Source organism: Phaeovulum molybdatiresistens (assembly GCF_023544865.1).
In the GTDB taxonomy this organism is placed as follows: domain Bacteria; phylum Pseudomonadota; class Alphaproteobacteria; order Rhodobacterales; family Rhodobacteraceae; genus Pontitalea.
This window is the reverse complement of record NZ_JAMJFX010000002.1, coordinates 79,947-98,565: the sequence shown is the minus strand read 5'-3', so window position 1 is coordinate 98,565 and position 18,619 is coordinate 79,947. Positions and strand designations below refer to the sequence as shown.

Here is an 18,619-nt window from a genome sequence, read left to right as displayed (position 1 = left end):
ATGGCCCTTTCATCTTGCCGCAAATACCTCGGGGGTCCGGGGGCAGCGCCCCCGGCCTGTCCGGCCCGCCGCCTCAGCCCAGCTTGCGCAGCCGCGCGATCAGCGAGGACGTATCCCAGCGCCCGCCGCCCATCTTCTGCACATCCTTGTAGAACTGATCGACCAGCGCGGTCACCGGCAGGCTGGCCCCGGTTTCATTCGCCGTGGCCAGGCAGATCCCCAGATCCTTGCGCATCAAGTCCACTGCAAAGCCAAAGTCAAAGCGGTCCGCCTCCATCGTCTGATAGCGGTTCTGCATCTGCCAGCTGCCGGCCGCGCCCTGGCTGATCACCTCGACCACATCCGAGATCGACAGACCCGCCTTCTCGGCGAAATGCAGCGCCTCGGACAGGCCCTGCACCAGACCGGCGATGGCGATTTGGTTGCACATCTTGGTCACCTGCCCCGCGCCGCTGTCACCCAGCCTGCGGCAGATCTTGGCATAGGCGGCCATCACCGGCTCGGCCGCGCCATAGGCCGTCGCATCGCCCCCGCACATCACCGACAGCTGGCCATTCTCGGCCCCCGCCTGCCCGCCCGACACCGGCGCGTCGACAAAGGCCAGACCGCGCTCGTCCGCCGCCGCGGCCATTTCGCGCGTGACCTTGGCCGATACCGTGGTGTGATCGACAAAGATCGCGCCGGGCTTCATGCCCGAGAAAGCCCCCTGATCGCCCAGACAGACCGCGCGCAGGTCATCGTCATTGCCCACGCAGGCCATCACGAAATCGCAATCGCGCGCGGCATCGGCGGGTGTGGCCGCCCATTGTCCGCCGTGGCGTTTCACCCAGGCCTCGGCCTTGGCGGCGGTGCGGTTGTAGACGGTCACCTCATGCCCCTTGGCGGCCAGATGCCCCGCCATCGGAAAGCCCATCACCCCAAGCCCCAGAAACGCCACTTTCGCCATTGTCCATCCTCCGCTGTCGCGCCGAAGGCGCGTTGAACATTTTCCCTGCCTGACTTAGTAACGCCTGCGCCCCCGCCGTCAACCGCCGGGCGGCAGGTTCAGACTGGATGGGGGCAAGGCACGATGTTCACGGTGTTCCGCTGGCTGGTCCGCATCGTTTCGGGCGCGCTGCTTGTCGCAATGCTGGCGGGGATCGGCATCTGGTATTTCGCCGCCCGATCCCTGCCAGATTATGATGAAACCCATGCCGTTACGGGCCTTTCGGCGCCGGTGGAAATTGTCCGCACCACGGAAAACGTGCCCCATATCTTTGGCGCGCGCGATGAGGATGTGTTCTTCGCCCTGGGCCTTGCCCATGCGCAGGACCGGCTGTGGCAGATGACGGTGCTGCGGCGCACCGCGCAGGGCCGCCTGTCCGAGGTGTTTGGCGAACGCACGCTGCGCACGGATGAACTGATGCGCCGGCTGGACCTTTACGGCCTGGCCAGCCGCGCGGTGCCCGCTCAGGATGAGGCAACGCAAGCCGCCCTTGCCGCCTATGCCCGCGGCGTCAACCAGTGGATCGAGCTGATCAACGCCGGCGCGCGCGGGCGCGGAGCGCCGGAATTCTTCCTGTTCAACGCGGAAATCGCCTATTGGACCCCGGCGGATTCGCTGGCGATCCTGAAGCTGCTGTCAGTGCAGCTGTCCAGCCAGATCCAGGATGAGGTGCTGCGCGCCCGCGTTTCGGTTCTGGGTCAGGACTGGGCGCGCGATCTGATGCCGCTGGTGCCGGGGCCGGGCGTGGCCGCCCTGCCCGATTACGCGCAGATCTTTCCCGGCGTGCCGGCCCATGTGCAGACCGCCGCGGCCCGTCCCGATCCGGCGCTGTCGCCCTTTGCCCCGCGTGGCCTGGGCGGGGCGTCGAATGCCTTTGCCGCCGCACCGGGGCGGTCGGCGGCGGGCGGGTCGCTTCTGGCCAATGATCCGCATCTGGGGCTGTCGGCGCCCTCGATCTGGTATCTGGCGCGGCTGGAACTGGCCTCGGGCGGGGTGATCGGCGGCACGATCCCGGGCATTCCGCTGGTGCTGACGGGGCGCAATGCGCGGCTGGGCTGGGGGGTGACCTCGGCCTATATCGACGATCAGGATCTGTTCATCGAGGAACTGAACCCCGCCGATCCCGAACGCTATCGCACGCCGCAGGGCTGGAAATCGTTTGAAACCCGTCGCGCGATCATCCAGGTCAAGGATACGGCCCCCGTCACCGTCACCCTGCGCTGGACCGACAATGGCCCGGTGCTGCCGGGGGGGCATTTCAACCTGGGCACCGTCACCCCGCCGGGCCATGTCGCGGCCCTGTCCTGGACGGCGCTGTGGGAAGGCGACACATCCATGAGCGCGGGCATGGCCCTGATGCGCGCGGGCAATGTGGCCGATGCGCTGGAGGCCGCGCCGCGCTTCATCGCGCCGGCGCAGAACCTGACGCTGGCCGATCAGGACAGCGTGGCGATGGTCACCGTCGGCGCGATCCCGAAACGCGACCCGGCGCACGCCACCCAGGGCCGCATGCCCGCCCCGGGATGGGAACCCGCGAACCGCTGGCAGGGCCGCATGGACTTTGACCAGAACCCGCGGTTCCTGAACCCGCCGGGCGGGATCGTGATCAACACCAACAACAAGACCATAGACCGCCCCTTCCCCGACCATGTGTCCTTCGACTGGGGCGACAGCCAGCGTGTGCAGCGCGCCACCCGCCTGATGGGTGAGCGTGAGGTGCACAGCCGCGAAAGCTTTATCGCGGCGCAGCTGGATACCGTCAGCGCGGCGGCGCGGGGCCTGTTGCCGCTGGTCGGTGCCGATCTTTGGTTTACCGGCAGCCCTGCGCCCGACGGCACGCCCGAACGGCAACGCCAGCGCGCGCTGGAACTGCTGGCGGCCTGGGATGGCGAGATGAACGAACACCTGCCCGAGCCGCTGATCTACGCCGCATGGATGCGCGCGCTGCAGGCCCGGCTGATCCGCGACGAACTGGGCCCGCTGGCCGCCGAATTCACCCATGTCGAGCCGTTGTTCATCGAGCGCGTCTTCCGCAACACGGACGGCGCCGCGCGTTGGTGCGACGTGATGCAATCCGCGCCCATTGAGACCTGCACCGACATCGCCCGCCTGGCGCTGGATGAGGCGCTGCTGGATCTGACCGCGCGCTACGGCGCGGCGGTCGAAAGCTGGCGCTGGGGCGATGCGCATCAGGCCCGCCACGACCATGCCGTGCTGGGCCAGGTGCCGGTGCTGAACTGGGTGGTGAACATCCGCCAGTCGACCTCGGGCGGGGATTTCACCTTGCAGCGTGGCAAGACCTCGGGCCGCGACCCTGACCCCTTCACCAATGTCCATGCCGCGGGCTATCGCGGGGTCTACGATTTCGCCGACCCCGACAGTTCGGTGTTCGTCATTGCCACGGGCCAGTCGGGCCACCCGCTGTCGCGCCATTATGACGATCTGTCCGAACTGTGGCGGCGGGGCGAATATGTGCCGATGTCGCTGGACCCGGATCTGGCCCGCGCGGCCGCGGCGGGGATCACGCGGCTGGTGCCGCAGGCTGTCGGGGCCGAGTGAACGCCCAAAGGCTGGCCGCCATCAGCGCGGCCAGTGCCAGCGGGGTGTGCAGCGGGTCGAAAGCCAGTTCCAAAAGCGCCTCGCCTCGCAGCCAGGTGGTGCCGAAGTCGATCGTGAAGGGCTGGATGGTGCTGTCCAACGCGGCGAGCCACGCGGCCGCCACCAGCGGCAGCACCCAAAGCCGCAGCCAGCGGCCCAGCACGGCCGCCACGAACACCGGCGCCGTGTTCAGGCCCGCTTCAAGTCCCAGCGATGCCGCGCTGACCTTCAGCCCAGGATAAAGCGGATAGCCCTGCCCCAGATAATCGCCGGGAATGCCGGCCAGCAGGTGCAGCCACAACAGCAGCGCCGCAAAGGCCCAGAGGCCAGGCGCGATCACAATTCGCGCCATGCACTCTCTTGTCGTGCCGTCCAGCGCACGGTGATGCGCCAGCCGGTTTCGGTCTCTGTCTCGGACAGGACAAGGTCGCGGTCATGCAGCCAGGCGCGGCGGCGGCCCTCGGCGAAGGACAGGACCAGATTGGCCTCGGTCTTTTCCTCGGCCAGCCGCGCCTCGATCGCCTCCAGCAGCGCGGGCAGCCCCTCGCCCGACAGGGCGGACACGGCCTGCACATCGCCGCGCCGGGCATCGGTGGCCAGGATCGCGGCGCGCGTGTCGGGCGACAGCGCGTCGATCTTGTTCCAGACCTCGATCAGGGCCACGTCCTCATCCACGCCCAGCGATTCCAGGATGTCGCCCACATCGGCGGCCTGTTCCTCGGTTTCGGGGTGGGAAATGTCGCGCACATGCAGGATCAGATCGGCCTCCAGCACCTCTTCCAGGGTGGCGCGGAAGGCCGCGACCAGTTCGGTCGGCAGGTCGGAAATGAAGCCCACCGTGTCCGACAGGATCACCTTGCGTCCGGACGGCAGGATCAGGCCGCGCATCGTCGGGTCCAGCGTCGCAAACAGCATGTCCTTGGCCATCACATCGGCGCCGGTCATGCGGTTGAACAACGTGGATTTGCCCGCGTTGGTATAGCCCACCAGCGCCACCACCGGGAACGGCACCTTGCGGCGCGCGGCACGGTGCAATTCACGCGTTTTCACCACCTTGCCCAATTGTCGGCGCAGGCGGATCATCTGTTCGTCGATGGCGCGGCGGTCCGCCTCGATCTGCGTCTCGCCCGGGCCGCCGACAAAGCCAAGCCCGCCGCGCTGGCGTTCCAGGTGCGTCCAGGCCCGCACCAGCCGCGTGCGCTGATAGCTAAGCGCGGCCAGTTCCACCTGCAGCACCCCTTCGCGGGTGCGCGCGCGGTCGGCAAAGATTTCCAGGATCAGGCCAGTCCGGTCCAGAAGCTTGACGTCCCATTCCTTTTCCAGGTTGCGCTGCTGCACCGGCGTCACCGGACCGTCGACCAGCACCAGATCCACCTCGGCCTCGGTCAGGCGGGCCTTCAGTTCGTCCAGCTTGCCAGTGCCGAACAGATGGCCCGGATGCGGCTTGGCCAGGCGCACGACTTCGGCGCCGACCACCTCAAGGTCGGGCAGCGCGGCGGCCAGCGACACGGCCTCGGCCAGGCCATGTTCAGGCAGCCTGCGGGCCTGCGCGGCCTTCAGGTCGGGATGCAGCACATAGGCCCGCGTGGGCCTTGCGCGTGAGGAAACCGGATCGCTCAGTCTTCGCCCTCATACAAGGAAATCGGTTGGCCGGGCATGATGGTGGAAATCGCATGTTTGTAGACCAGCTGCGATTGGCCGTCACGGCGCAGCAGGACGCAGAAATTGTCGAACCAGGTGATCACGCCCTGCAGCTTGACCCCGTTGATCAGGAAAATTGTAACCGGAACCTTCGTCTTGCGAACGTGGTTCAGAAATGCATCTTGCAGATTCTGTTTGTCGGCAGCCATTGTTCTTATGCCTTTTTCTTCTGTTCTTGTCGCGCATCCCGTGGCAGTCGCCCTGCGGCGCCACGCCCCAAGTATGCTTAAGAGCATGGGACTTTCCACCCCCAAATTCAATCGCCCCCGATGCAGGGCGCGCACGGTGGCCTAGTTGCGCCAGAATTCGGGGTTGAACAGCGCGATGATGGCCAGCGTTTCCAGCCGACCCAGCACCATTGCGGCGGCCAGGATCGCCTTGACCGCCGGGTCCAGCATCGCCCAGGACAGGGGGGTGGCCGCCGCGACCTGCGCCAGCGGGCCGGTGTTGGACAGCGCCGCGATCGACAGGACCGTGGCGGGTTCAAAGTCCAGCCCCGCCATCGACACCGCCAGCATCACCACCGCAATCGACAGCGCGAACAGCATGAAGAAGATCCAGGCGATATAGGCGCCCTCGCGGCGCAGGCGGCGCGCCATGCCGCCCCCGCCCGCGATGGACGACGGATGGACCAGCTTGTCCAGTTCCCGCTCGCCATGCCGGATCAGCGCATAGACCCGCAACAGCCGCACGCCCCCGGCCGTGGTGGCCACGCCCCCCCCAACCATGGCAAGCCCCGACAGCAACAGCCCCGGCGTGCCCAGGCCCGACCAGCTGCGCGCCAGGTTCCAGGCCTGCGATTCAAAGCCGGTCGTGGTCAGGAAGGACAGCGCCGTGAACAGCCCGCCCCAGATCGACCCGAACATCGCGCCCGGGCTGGGCGTGGTGGGCACATCCAGCGCCGCGATCCAGTGGCGCAGGAACAGCACCAGCGGCACCGCCAGCACGATGACCGCGGCCAGGCGCAGCTCGGGGTCCTCCAGCGCGCGGGGGGCGGCGCGCAACTCACCCGCGCCGGGCCAGAGCCTGCGCGACAGCGCCGGCAGCAGGAACAGGAAGATCAGCCCTTCGCCCAGCATCCCCGACGGCGCCCCGGTGCTGCCCCCGATGGGGGAAATGCCCGAGGTCGCCAGCGTCGACATCGCATGGCACAGCGCCACCAGCGCCGGATCGCCCGCGATCAGCAGCAGCACCCACAACAGCCCCGTCAGCCCGACGTAAAAGGGAAAGGTGCGGACAGCGTAATGCAGGATGCGTTCACCCGCATCCGCGCCGCCCTCGGCGGTGCTGGCCACCCGCACCGGCCGCCCCGACGGCCCGCCCGAAAAGAACACCTCGAACCCGCCCAGCCGCAGGGGCGCCAGCACTGCAATCGCCATCACCAGCATGAAGAACCCGCCCAGCCAGCCCACCAGCGCCCGCCACAGATGCAGGCTGGGCGCCAGCCGCCCCGGATCATAAAGCGTGGCCCCCGTCGTGGTCAGCGACGAGACCATTTCCCACCAGGCATTGAACAGGCCGGTATCGGGCACCGCCTCATTGAAGGGCACCGCAAGCGCCAGCGGCAGCACCGAAAACGTGGCCAGCATCGCCAGCAGGTGGCTGCGCCCCTCGGGGCCCTTGGGGTTGCCGGCGGTCGCCAGCGCCAGCAGCGCCACCAGCACCAGGATCAGCGTGCCGGAATAAAAGAACGGGCGGGCAATGTCATGCTGGCGCAGCGCCAGCGCATGGGCCGCCGGCACATACATCGCCGCCCCCCCGATCCCTAGCAGGATCACGATCAGCGGCAGATCGTGCAAGCGCCGCAGCATCAGAAGAAATCGATGGAGACCTGCAGCAGCTGCTCCACCTCCGGGACATCGGCGCTGAGCGCGAACAGCAGGATCGAATCGCCCTCTTCGATCTTGGTCTCGCCGGTGGGTTTGACGATGCGCTCGCCCTTGCGGATGGCGCCGACCAGCACCCCTTCGGGAAAGGCGATGTCGCGCACCATCCGCCCCGAAATCGGCGAGGTGCCCATCACCACCGCCTCGATCACCTCGGCCTCGGCATCGCCGATGGAATAGATCGCGCGCACCCGGCCATGACGGATGTGGCGCAGGATCGAGCTGACGGTGGTGGCGCGCGGGTTGATGTAGGCGTCGATGTCCAGGGGCGCCATCAGCGGCACCAGGGTCGGGTCATTGACCAGGCTGATCGCCATGCGACACCCCGCCTGCTTGGCGCGCACCGCGGCCAGAATGTTGGTCTTGTCGTCATCGGTCACGACCAGCACCGCATCGGCGCGGCTGATGTTGGCCTCTTCCAGCAGTTCCGCGCTCATGCCGTCGCCGTTCAGCACGATGGTGCGTTCCAGCGCATCGGCGGCGCGTTCGGCCTGGGCGCGGTCCTTCTCGATCACCTTGGCGCGGATCCGGTCCAGCCGGGTTTCCAGCGCGCGCGCCACCGCAAGGCCCACATTGCCACCGCCGATGATGACGATGCGTTCCTGCTTCTTGGTCATCTTGCCAAAGATTTCCAGCGTGCGGGTCACATCATCGACATGGGAAAAGACATAGATCTGATCGCCCGCGAACAGCTGATCGCCCGGTTCGGGCGCGAACAGCCGCCCTTCGCGGCGCACCCCGGCCACGATCGCGCGCAGGGTGGAAAACAGATCGGTCAGCTGGCGCAGGGGCGTGTTCAGGACCGGACAGTCCTCCTCCAGCGCGATGCCCAGCAGCTGCACCATGCCGCCAAAAAAGCTTTCGGTGTCAAAGGTCGAGGGCGCGGCCAGGCGCTGCAACGCGGCCTCGGCCACCTCGCGTTCGGGGCTGATGACGACGTCGATCGGCAGATGGTCGCGGCGGAACAGGTCGGTATAAAGCGATTCCATGTAGGATTGCGCCCGCAGCCGCGCGATCTTGCGGGTGATGCCAAAGACCGAATGGGCCACCTGGCAGGTGACCATGTTGACCTCATCGGAAAAGGTGGCAGCGATGATCAGGTCGCAATCGCGCGCGCCCGCGCGTTCCAGCACATCGGGATGCGAGGCAAAGCCCGCCACCCCCTGCACATCCAGCGTGTCTGACGCCCGGCGCACCAGTTCGGGGTTAACATCGACGATGGTAACATCGTTGCGTTCCCCCGCCAGGTGGCGCGCGATCTGCCAGCCCACCTGCCCCGCGCCACAGATGATGACCTTCATGGAAGAACCCCGCACCGCCAGTCAGGCCCCTTCTTAGGGCCTGCCCGGTGTCGGGTCAATCGACGGGTCCGGGCGGATGGCCCGCACCCGCCCCCGGGATCAGCCCACGTCATCCTCTTCGCCGGGGCCACCATTGCCGTTGCCCTTGGCCCCGGTGCCGACCCCCAGCGACTTCAGCTTGCGGTGCAAGGCCGAGCGTTCCATGCCCACGAAATTCGCCGTGCGCGAGATGTTGCCGCCAAAACGGTTGATCTGGGTCAGCAGATATTCGCGTTCAAACAATTCGCGCGCCTCGCGCAGCGGCAGGGTGGCCAGCGCACCGCCCAGAACCAGGCGGCCCTCGGCGGCGGGGGCATCCTGGCCGGGCAGTTCGCGCGCCTCGATCGGGTCGGTGCCCTCGCCCAGGATCAGGATGCGCTCGATCACGTTGCGCAGCTGGCGGATGTTGCCGGGCCAGTCCATCGTCTGCAGCATCGCCGCCGCATCCTCGGACAGCGGGCGCAGGGGCAGGCCCTGGCTGCGGTTGAAGCTTTCGATGAAATGCGCGGCCAGCAGCGGCACATCTTCACGCCGTTCGGCCAATGCGGGCACCGCGATCGGCACCACGTTCAGCCGGTCATAAAGTTCCTGACGGAACCGCCCGGCGCCGATTTCGGTGGCCAGATCGCGCGTGGTCGAGCTGATCACCCGCAGGTCCACCCGCACCTTGTCGGCCCCGCCCACGCGCATGAACTGCTGTTCGGTCAGCACCCGCAGGATCTTGCTTTGCGTGCCCGGCGGCATGTCGGCCACCTCGTCGAAATAGATCACGCCGCCGTGGGCCTGTTCCAGAAGCCCCTTTTCCACGCCCCGATCGGTGGATTCGCGGCCAAAGAGCACCTCTTCCATCCGCTCGGGCGCGATCGAGGCCGAGGTGACGGTGACGAAAGGCCCGGTGGCGCGGGTCGAATGCTGGTGGATGTAGCGCGCGGCCATTTCCTTGCCCGATCCCGGCTCGCCCGACAGCATCACCCGCCCGTTGGACCGGGTCACCTTGTCCAGCTGATCCTTGAGCTTGCGAAACGCCACCGAGGCGCCCAGCATCTCGGCCGGGCCATGATCACGCCGGCGCAAGCTGGAATTTTCCCGGCGCAGCCGCGCGGTTTCCATCGCGCGGGTGATCACCACCATCAGCTGGTCGATGTTGAAGGGCTTTTCGATGAAATCATAGGCGCCCTGCTTGATCGCGGCGACCGCGATTTCGATGTTGCCATGCCCCGAGATGATGATGATCGGGATGTCGGGGTTGTTGCGCTTGACCGCCTTGAGAATGTCGATCCCGTCCATCCGGCTGTCCTTCAGCCAGATATCCAGGATCATCAGCGCCGGTGGTTCGGCGTTGATCGCCTCCATGCAGTCGTCGGAATTGGCCGCCATGCGGGTGGCAAAGCCTTCGTCCTTCAGGATGTCAGCGATCAGTTCGCGGATGTCCTTTTCGTCGTCGACGATCAGAATGTCACTCATGTCAGATCCCTGCCGCACTGCCCGCGGCCCTTTCCTTGATGGCTTTGACGCCCGCGCGCGCACGCGGCAGGCGGATTTCGGCAAGCGCGCCGCGATGGGCGCCCTCGGTGAAGGCGGGCGCATCGCTCAGCGTCAGCGTGCCGCCATGTTCCTCGATGATCTTCTTGACGATCGGCAGGCCCAGACCGGTGCCCTTGGCGCGCGTCGTCACATAGGGTTCGAACAGCCGCGTGCGATCCTCGGGCAGGCCCACGCCGTTGTCGGCGATGCGGATCAGCACCTGGTCGGGGCTGGCCTGCATGGTCACGCGCACCTCGGGGGCAAAGCCTTCGGGCGCGCCTTTTTCCATCAGGCTTTCAATGGCTTCGCCCGCGTTCTTCAGAAGGTTGGTGACCGCCTGGCCGATCATCGTGGCATCCAGTTCCACGATCACCGGCCCATCGGGCAGATCGGCCGACAGCCGCGCGCCATGCAAGGCACCGTCCTGCAGCGTCACCGCATCGCGCATCAGCCGCGCCAGATCGTGATCGCGCCGGTCGGGTTCGGGCATGCGCGCAAAGCGCGAGAATTCATCGACGATGCGGCGCAGGTCATTGGTCTGGCGCACGATCACGCCGGTCAGCTGTTCCAGCGCCTCGGCCTCGTCCCCGACCAGGGGCGAGAACTTGCGCTTGAGCCGTTCCGCCGACAGCTGGATCGGGGTCAGCGGATTCTTGATCTCATGCGCGATGCGGCGCGCGACATCGCCCCAGGCGGCCATGCGCTGCGCGCTGACCAGTTCGGTGACATCGTCAAAGGCCACCACATAGCCTTCGGGCGCGCCATCCTGGCGTCGGCGCACGGCCATGCGCACCAAAAGGCTTTCCAGCCGCCCGGCGCGCGACACGCGCACCTCTTCCTGGGCGACCTCGCCCAGACCGTCCTGCAGGCGCTGGAAAAGACTCGAAAATTCCGGCACCGCCTCGGTCAGGGGACGGTCGTGGTCGCGCCCGGGTTCCAGATCCAGCAGCCGCATCGCAGAGCGGTTGAGGAAATCGACCCGCCCCCCCGCATCCAGCCCGATCACCCCCGAAGTCACCGAGGACAGCACCGAATCGAACAGACGGCGGCGTTCCTCGGTCTCGCGGTGGCTGGCGATCAGTTCCATCCGCTGGCCTTTCAGCTGGCGCGTCATGCGGTTGAACGACTGGCCCAGCGTGGCGATTTCATCATCGCCTTCACCCTCGATGACCTGTGCGTCCAGATCGCCCGCGCCGACCCGTTCGGCCGCCAGCGCCAGCCGCCCGATCGGGCGCGACAGCCGTTCGGCAAACCACAGCCCCATCCAGACCGCCGCAAAGATCAGGATCAGGGCAAAGCCCACGTAAAGCAGGCCAAATTCGAACAGAACCTTGCCGCGCGTCGCCTCAAGCTGCTGATAAAGGCCGACGGTTTCGCGGGTGTCATCCAGCAGCGACAGGATCTGCCCATCCACCGCGCGGCTGACATAAAGATAGCGGTCCACGAAGGCATCCAGCCGCACCAGCGCGCGGAATTCACCATTGGGCCAATCCTCGATCAACACCGGCGCGGTGGCCGTCTCGGCCCCGGCCAAGTGGTCGGGGGCGGGCTTTTCGAAATTGAACAGATAGCTGCGTTCGCCGCGCGCGCGGATGTCGCCTGCGCCGTCGATCACGTAGGCCTCGCGCAGGCCGCGCTGGATGCCCGCCTGCCCCGCGGTCAGCAATTCGCGCAGATCGCCATCGTCCAGAAACGTCGCGGCCTGCCGGCGCAGGTTCAGAAAGGCCGCCAGCGCCTGGGTATCTTGCACCAGATCGCGGCGGTGTTCGTCCTGATAGGCCTCGGCCGCGGCCAGCGAGGTGCCCACCACCTGCCGGACCCGGTCGGAAAACCAGCCCTCAAGGCCCACATTCACCGTCAGCCCCGCGAAGATCGCCACCAGCACCGTGGGCACCAGCGCGATCCCCGCAAACACCGCCGTCAGCCGCAGATGCAGCCGCGACCCGGCTGAACGCGCCCGCCGCGCCGCCAGCATCTGCATCAGCCGCAGCCCGATCAGCCCCGCCAGCAGCAGGAAATAGACGAAATCCGCCAGCAGGATCAGCCGCAGCGCGTTGGAGGCCGCACCCTGCCCCATCGGCCCCAGCACGACAAAGGTGGCGAAGGCCAGCACCGGCCCCAGCACCACCAATCCGATCGTCGCGGCATTCTGCACCCGGCGCTGACGGCGCAGGCGGCTTAGCCGATCCCATGCGGTGCGATGTAGCGTGCCTTGCACGGATGTCCCCCGGTTCACGCAAGCGCCGCCCCGCACCGGCGCGGCCGGCCCATCGGGCCGCCGAATCCGGCAGGCAAAAAGGCAACGCCTGACTGTTGCCGTTTTACATCAGCTTGCGGCGCCGTGTCACCTGAATATCCAGATCGGTGATCTTCTTGCGCAAGGTATTGCGGTTGATCCCCAGTAGATCGGCACATTTGGCCTGATTTCCGGCGGTTGCCTCCAGCGCGATTTCCAGCAGCGGGGCCTCCATCTCGCGCAGGATGCGGTCATAAAGCCCCGGCGGTGGCAGATTTGCGCCATGCAGGTCGAAATAGCGCCGCAGGTGGCGCGCGATCGACCCGGACAGCCGGTCGCCTTCCGGCAGGGGGCTGCGGGCGGGATCGGGGCTTGGCTGGCTGTGCAGCGCGGCCTCGACCTCGGCGCGGGTGATTTCATCGCCCACCGCGGTCACGGCCAGACGACGCAGGGTGTTTTCCAGCTGGCGCACGTTGCCGGGCCAGGAAAAGCCGCGGATCAGCGCCTGTGCCTCGGGCGCCAGGCTGCGTGCGCCCAGGCCCTCGCGTTCGGCCCGCGCCAGGAAGTGATCGGCCAGCAGCGGGATATCCTCGACCCGGTCGCGCAGCGGCGGCACGGCCAGCGTGATCCCGCCCAGCCGGTAGAACAGATCGCGCCGGAAGCGCCCGGCCTCCATCAGGGTTGCCAGATCGTGCTGGGTGGTCGCCATGATCCGCGGCGCGGGATCTGGCAGCGCATCCAGCAGGCGCACGATGCGGGCCTGGGTCTCATCGTCGTAATCGGCCACCTCATCAAACACCAGACTGCCGCCCCGCACCCGCGCCAGCAGCGCCGAGGCCCCGTCAGCGCCCCGCAGATCCCCCGCCTGCGCCACCACGAAGGGCAGCGTGCGCCGGTCGGAAAAATCATGGATCGCGCGGGCGATCAGCGATTTTCCGGTGCCGCTTTCGCCCTGGATCAGCACCGCCAGATCGGCATTCATCACCCGCGCCACCAAACGATAAAGCGCCTGCATCGCCGCCGTGCGCCCCACCAGCGGCAGATCGGATGCCTCGGGCGCCGCCGCAGCCGCGGGATCGGCCGGGCGCGGCGCAGGCGCGCGGCGGCGTTTGGTTTCCAGCGCGCGGGCCGCGCGTTTCATCAGATCGGGCAGATCGAAGGGCTTGGGCAGGTAATCAAAGGCCTCGGCCTCGGCGGCCTGGATCGCGGTCATGATCGTGTTCTGCGCCGAGATCACGATCACCGGCAGGCCGGGGCGTTCCTTGCCGATGCGGGGCAGCGCCTCAAGGCCGTTGCCATCGGGCATGACCACATCGGAAATCACCAGATCGCCCTTGCCCTCTTCGACCCAGCGCATCAGCGTTGTCAGGCTGGCGGTCGCGTGAACCTTGCAGCCTGCCCGCGTCAGCGCCTGGGTCAGCACGGTGCGGATGGTGCGGTCGTCATCGGCGACAAGAACGGTTCCGTCCACGGGTCACTCCTTCTGGCTGCGGGGGGCGACGGGCAGGGAAATGCGGAAGACGGTGCGCCCGGGCACGGATTCCACGCTGATCCAACCGTCATGCTCGGATATGATCTTGGACACGAGCGCCAGGCCCAGCCCCGTGCCGTTTTCGCGCCCCGAAACGAAGGGCTCAAAGATCGCGCCGGCCAGATCGGGCGGGATGCCCGGGCCGTCGTCGATGATTTCCACCTGCAATGGCACCGGCTGGCCGCGGCCATCGGCGCCGCGCAGGCGCAGGGCGTGGTCGTAAAAGGTGCGGATGCGGATGGTGCCGCCGATCTTGCCGCTTCCCTGCGCGGCCTCGGTCGCGTTCTTCAGCAGGTTCAGGAACACCTGCGTCAGCTGATCGGCATCGCCCAGCGTCGGCGGCAGTGACGGGTCGTAATCCTCGACGATCTTCATGCCCGCGCCAAAGCCCACCTGGGCGGATTTGCGCGCCCGGTCCAGCACGTCATGGATATTGACCGCGCGCCGGTCGGGCGGGCGGACATCGCCGAATTGTTCGACCTGTTCCAGCAGCTTCACGATGCGGCGCGTCTCATCCACGATCAGATCGGTCAGCTCGCGGTCCTCGCCCGACAGGCCCATCGCCAGAAGCTGCGCCGCCCCCGCGATGCCCGCCAGCGGGTTCTTGATTTCATGCGCCAGCATCTCGGCCATGCCGATGGCCGAGCGCGCGGCGGACCGGACCATGCTGGCCCGGCCCAGCCGGTCGGCGATTTCCCGCGGGGTGATCAGGAACAGAACCATCTGCGGGTCTTCGCCCAAAGGCGCGGCCTGCAGGTTGCACTGCACCGGCGCGCGTTCGCCGGTGGTCACATCGACATCATTGACAAACAGCGCCGCGCGATTGGCGCGCACGCGGGCAAAGACCTCTTCCAGCGGGGCCGAGATCGCCAGCCTTTCAAACAGGCTTTGCCCCTTCAGCGCGCGCGCCGACAGGTTCAGGAACAGCTCTGCCGCCGGGTTCACCTCGGCCACACGGTCGGCACCGTCGATCAGCAGCGCCGGCGTGGGAAGCGAGGCCCAGATGATGCCGGGGGCAGGCAGGGTCATGCGGCGATCCTTTCGCCAAAGGCCGCGCGGATCAGCGCCAGCGTCGCTTCGGGGGTCTGTGACACCATCATCTCGGCGCGCAGCGGCGCCCCGACCTGATCGGCATACCAACCCAGATGCTTTCGCGCCAAACGCAGGCCAACGGCGCTGCCATAAAAGCTTAGCATCGCCTCGTAATGTTCTGAAATAAAGTCGGAAAGCGCGTCGCCCTCCGGGATGGACGGGGCCGGTGCGCCATGCAGCGCATGGGCGATCTGGGCCAGCCGCCAGGGCGCGCCCTGCGCCCCGCGCCCGACCATCACCCCATCCGCCCCCGAGGCCGCCCGCGCCGCGCGCGCGCTATTCGCGTCGACAATGTCGCCATTGGCAATCACCGGGATCGTCACCGCATCCTTGACCGCCGCGATCGCCGACCAATCTGCCTGGCCCTTGTAGAACTGCATCCGTGTGCGGCCATGGATCACCACCATCCGCACGCCCGCCGCCTGCGCCCTTTGCGCGATGTCAGGCGCGTTGCGGCTGTCGTCATCCCAGCCCAGCCGCATCTTGAGCGTGACCGGCAGGTCCACCGCCGCCGTCACCGCCTCAATCAGGCGCAGGGCATGGTCGGGGTCGCGCATCAGGGCCGAGCCGGAATAGCCCCCCGTCACCTTTTTCGCCGGGCAGCCCATGTTGATGTCAATGATCCGCGCGCCCATGTCGGCCACGATCTTCGCGGCCTCGGCCATCGGGCGCGCCTCGCGGCCCGCAAGCTGCACCGAACTGGGCAGGTCCAGCCCCAGTTCGACCCGCGCCTTGGCCCGGACGGATGGTTTCGCGGTCAGCATCTCGCCCGAGGCGACCATTTCCGACACCACCAGCCCCGCGCCGAACCGCGCCACCATGCGCCGGAACGGCAGATCGGTGATGCCCGCCATCGGCGCCAGAAACACCGGCGGGGTCAGGGCAAGATCGCCAAGGCGGATGGGGGATGCGGCAGCGGTCACGATGTATCCTTTCCGGCCCCAGCTAAACGCGATGCGGGGGCGTCTCAAACAATCTGGGCGTTTTTGGCGGCAAAAAACAGCAGTTGCACAAAAAATAATCACTTACCTGCCCCGAAATGCGACAAAAGCCTCGATTGCACCGCGGGCAGGTATCGCCTAAGCCATTGGCGCAGATTTGTGGAGGGTGCATGACAACGGCTGTGATCATTGTCGCCGCCGGGCGCGGCAGCCGCGCGGGCGGCGGGCTGGCCAAGCAATGGCGTCCCTTGTGCGGGCAAAGCGTGCTGGCGCGCACGGTCGCGGCCTTTGCGGGGCTGGGCCGCATCATCGTGGTGCTGCACCCGGAGGAAATGATCCGGGGGCTGGAGGAATTCGGCGGCACGGTGACGCTGGTGGCAGGCGGGCAGACCCGGTCGCAAAGCGTAAGGAACGCGCTGGAAGCCCTTGATGGGGCCGGAATTTCCAAGGTTCTGATCCATGACGGCGCGCGCCCGCTTGTGCCGCGCACGGTGATCATGGCGGTGCTGGCGGCGCTGGATCATGCGCCCGCGGCCGCGCCCGCCCTGGCGGTGACGGATGCGCTTTGGCGGGGTTCGGAGGGCCGGGTGACCGGCACCGCCGACCGCGACGGGCTTTATCGCGCGCAGACCCCGCAGGGCTTTCACTTTGACAAGATCCTGGCCGCCTATCGCGCCCATCCGGGCGACGCTGCCGATGATGTCGAAATCGCGCGCCGGGCGGGACTTGCGGTGGACATCGTCCCCGGCGCAGAGGACAATCTGAAAATCACCTGGCCCGAGGATTTTGCCCGGGCCGAGCGCATTCTGGGGGCCGAAATGGATGTAAGGCTGGGCAATGGCTATGACGTGCATGCCTTTTGCGAGGGCGATCACGTCATCCTGTGCGGGGTGAAAATCCCCCATTCCAAGGGTCTTCTGGGCCATTCCGATGCGGATGTGGGGATGCATGCGCTGACCGATGCGATCTATGGCGCGCTGGCGGCGGGTGATATCGGGCGGCATTTCCCGCCCTCGGACCCACAATGGAAGGGCGCGGCATCCGAGATCTTTCTGGCCCATGCCGCGAAGCTGGCCGCCGAAAGGGGCTATCGCATCGGCAATGTCGATGTGACGCTGATCTGTGAACGTCCGAAGATCGGCCCGCATGCCCTTAAAATGGCGGCAGAACTGGCCCGCATCATGGATGTGGCGCCGGATCGGGTGTCGGTCAAGGCGACCACCTCGGAACGGCTGGGGTTCACGGGCCGCGAAGAAGGTATCGCGGCCATCGCAACGGCAACATTGGTGCGCGCATGATCCGGGCCATCAACACCTTTTTCGGCGTTGGGCTGATGCGGCCCGCGCCGGGCACCTGGGGATCGGCGGCGGCGCTGGTGCTGGGCGTCGCGATCGACCGCTACATCGGCTTCTGGGCGCTGGTCGCGGCCACGGCCGCGGTGACCGCGCTGGGTTTCTGGTCGGTGGGCCGGGAACTGCACGGCCGCCCCGGCGAGGACCCATCCGAGATCGTGATTGATGAGGTCGCAGGCCAGTGGCTGGCGCTGCTGTTCCCCGCCGCCGCCTTCTGGGCGCGGGGCCTGGAGGATTGGGCCGTGGTCGCCTATCCCGGCTGGGTCGCGGCCTTTGTCTTCTTCCGGCTGTTCGACATCTGGAAACCCTGGCTTGTGGGCCGGGCCGACCGGCGCGGCGATGCGGCGGGCGTGATGCTGGATGACCTGTGGGCCGGGGTCTTTGCGGGGCTTGCCACGATGGTCGCGGCGGGCGTCGCGCACGGGATTATCATGCAATGACCCCGGCTGCGATCCTGACCGCCGCCAAGGCGCGCGGCCTGCGCATCGCCACCGCCGAAAGCTGCACCGGCGGCATGGTCGCGGTGGCGCTGACCGATGTGGCGGGGTCGTCGGCGGTGGTGGACCGGGGCTTTGTCACCTATTCCAACGCCGCAAAACAGGACATGCTGGGCGTGCAGGCGGACACGCTGGCCGCCCATGGCGCGGTGTCGGAACCCGTCGCGCGCGAAATGGCCGAAGGTGCGATCACCCATTCGCTGGCCGATCTGGCGGTGGCGATCACAGGTATCGCCGGCCCCGGCGGGTCCGAATTCAAGCCCGAGGGGCGCGTCTGCTTTGGCCTTGCCCACAAGGGCGCGCCAACCTTCACCGAAACCATCGACTTCGGCGCGCTGGGGCGCGACCGGGTGCGCCACGCCGCGCGCGATCATGCGCTGGCGCTGCTTTCCCGCGCGCTTCAGCCGTAAAGCGCCTTTGCCCGATCCTCAAAGGCGCGCACGATCCGGCGCATTGCCTCATCAAAGACCACGCCGATCACCTTTTGCAAAAGGGCGTTGCGGAATTCGAAATCGACAAAGAACTCCACCTGACAGCCGCCACCCGGGCGATCGGCGAATTGCCACCAGCTGCGCAGGTATTTGAAGGGCCCGTCCAGATATTCCGTGTCGATCCGCGACCGTTCGGGCCACAGCGTGACCCGGCTGCCGAACCGTTCGCGGAAGACCTTGAAGGAAATCACCAGATCGGCCTCCAGCACCTCGGACCCGTCAACCTGCAGCGCGCGTGACCGGATCCGCGCGGCCGAATTCCAGGGCAGGAATTCCGGATAGCGCCCGACATCGGCAACCAGATCATACATCTGCTGCGCGCTGTAGGGCATCACCCGCTGTTCGGAATGGCTGGGCATCGCGTGATCCGTTTCCGCCGTGACTTGCGGGGCTTCTTTGCGGTAAGAAGGGGGCGGAAATCAAGGCCCCCACAGGAAAATGCCAA

General features: G+C 67.2%; 15 protein-coding genes and 1 pseudogene. 4 read left to right on the top strand and 12 right to left on the bottom strand.

Translation table 11 applies throughout. The features are described from left to right. Positions 1 to 73: 73 nt before the first annotated feature. Positions 74 to 985 (bottom strand): annotated as a pseudogene (locus tag MXB90_RS02840) (NAD(P)-dependent oxidoreductase); the annotation flags it as partial. A gap of 84 nt (positions 986 to 1,069) precedes the next feature. On the opposite strand from MXB90_RS02840, the gene MXB90_RS02835 reads away from it, so the two are divergent. Next, complete coding sequence (locus tag MXB90_RS02835; RefSeq protein WP_250040810.1) at positions 1,070 to 3,544, top strand: penicillin acylase family protein; 2,475 nt, start codon at positions 1,070 to 1,072, stop codon at positions 3,542 to 3,544. On the opposite strand, the gene MXB90_RS02830 is transcribed toward MXB90_RS02835, so the two are convergent. From MXB90_RS02830 to dusB, 10 genes are all read right to left on the bottom strand, one after another. Then, positions 3,507 to 3,935 (bottom strand): hypothetical protein, encoded by a 429-nt coding sequence (locus MXB90_RS02830; RefSeq protein ID WP_250040808.1) that lies wholly within the window; start codon positions 3,933 to 3,935, stop codon positions 3,507 to 3,509. The genes MXB90_RS02835 and MXB90_RS02830 overlap by 38 nt on opposite strands. Further along, the gene (hflX, locus tag MXB90_RS02825) at positions 3,920 to 5,203 is read right to left on the bottom strand and encodes a GTPase HflX (RefSeq protein ID WP_250041111.1); all 1,284 of its coding nucleotides are present in this window, start codon (positions 5,201 to 5,203) and stop codon (positions 3,920 to 3,922) included. The genes MXB90_RS02830 and hflX overlap by 16 nt, the downstream gene beginning before the upstream one ends. Beyond that, complete coding sequence (hfq, locus tag MXB90_RS02820; protein WP_107323454.1) at positions 5,200 to 5,433, bottom strand: RNA chaperone Hfq; 234 nt, start codon at positions 5,431 to 5,433, stop codon at positions 5,200 to 5,202. Before hfq ends, hflX begins: the two co-directional genes overlap by 4 nt. Before the next feature lie 141 nt (positions 5,434 to 5,574). Then, entirely contained in the window at positions 5,575 to 7,095 is a 1,521-nt protein-coding gene (locus MXB90_RS02815; RefSeq protein ID WP_250040806.1) for a TrkH family potassium uptake protein, read from the bottom strand. Further along, a complete protein-coding gene (gene trkA / locus MXB90_RS02810) occupies positions 7,095 to 8,486 on the bottom strand; it encodes a Trk system potassium transporter TrkA (protein WP_349665893.1) in 1,392 nt (463 codons plus the stop codon). Before trkA ends, MXB90_RS02815 begins: the two co-directional genes overlap by 1 nt. 84 nt (positions 8,487 to 8,570) lie before the next feature. Continuing rightward, positions 8,571 to 9,974 carry a nitrogen assimilation response regulator NtrX gene (gene ntrX, locus MXB90_RS02805; RefSeq protein WP_250040802.1) on the bottom strand — a complete coding sequence of 468 codons (1,404 nt, stop codon included), beginning with the start codon at positions 9,972 to 9,974 and terminating at the stop codon, positions 8,571 to 8,573. A 1-nt stretch (position 9,975) separates the two neighbouring features. Continuing rightward, complete coding sequence (locus tag MXB90_RS02800) at positions 9,976 to 12,252, bottom strand: sensor histidine kinase NtrY-like (RefSeq protein WP_250040800.1); 2,277 nt, start codon at positions 12,250 to 12,252, stop codon at positions 9,976 to 9,978. A gap of 103 nt (positions 12,253 to 12,355) precedes the next feature. After that, positions 12,356 to 13,741, bottom strand: a complete 1,386-nt coding sequence (locus tag MXB90_RS02795; RefSeq protein ID WP_250040798.1) for a response regulator — start codon at positions 13,739 to 13,741, stop codon at positions 12,356 to 12,358. Between the two features lie 3 nt (positions 13,742 to 13,744). Continuing rightward, the gene (locus MXB90_RS02790; protein WP_250040796.1) at positions 13,745 to 14,830 is read right to left on the bottom strand and encodes a two-component system sensor histidine kinase NtrB; all 1,086 of its coding nucleotides are present in this window, start codon (positions 14,828 to 14,830) and stop codon (positions 13,745 to 13,747) included. Continuing rightward, positions 14,827 to 15,747, bottom strand: coding sequence for a tRNA dihydrouridine synthase DusB (gene dusB, locus MXB90_RS02785; protein ID WP_250041109.1), 921 nt, complete (start codon positions 15,745 to 15,747; stop codon positions 14,827 to 14,829). Before dusB ends, MXB90_RS02790 begins: the two co-directional genes overlap by 4 nt. A 257-nt stretch (positions 15,748 to 16,004) precedes the next feature. On the opposite strand from dusB, the gene MXB90_RS02780 reads away from it, so the two are divergent. From MXB90_RS02780 to MXB90_RS02770, 3 genes are read left to right on the top strand one after another with little or no spacing between them, the layout of a single operon-like run. Next, positions 16,005 to 17,132 (top strand): bifunctional 2-C-methyl-D-erythritol 4-phosphate cytidylyltransferase/2-C-methyl-D-erythritol 2,4-cyclodiphosphate synthase, encoded by a 1,128-nt coding sequence (locus MXB90_RS02780; RefSeq protein ID WP_250040793.1) that lies wholly within the window; start codon positions 16,005 to 16,007, stop codon positions 17,130 to 17,132. Next, on the top strand, positions 17,129 to 17,626 hold the full coding sequence (locus tag MXB90_RS02775; protein WP_250040790.1) for a phosphatidylglycerophosphatase A family protein: 498 nt from the start codon (positions 17,129 to 17,131) through the stop codon (positions 17,624 to 17,626). Before MXB90_RS02780 ends, MXB90_RS02775 begins: the two co-directional genes overlap by 4 nt. Beyond that, positions 17,623 to 18,093: a CinA family protein gene (locus MXB90_RS02770; RefSeq protein ID WP_250040788.1), complete on the top strand. Its 471-nt coding sequence runs from the start codon at positions 17,623 to 17,625 to the stop codon at positions 18,091 to 18,093. Before MXB90_RS02775 ends, MXB90_RS02770 begins: the two co-directional genes overlap by 4 nt. On the opposite strand, the gene MXB90_RS02765 is transcribed toward MXB90_RS02770, so the two are convergent. Then, complete coding sequence (locus MXB90_RS02765) at positions 18,084 to 18,533, bottom strand: type II toxin-antitoxin system RatA family toxin (protein WP_250040786.1); 450 nt, start codon at positions 18,531 to 18,533, stop codon at positions 18,084 to 18,086. The two genes, MXB90_RS02770 and MXB90_RS02765, sit on opposite strands and share 10 nt — an antisense overlap. Between the last annotated feature and the right edge of the window lie 86 nt (positions 18,534 to 18,619).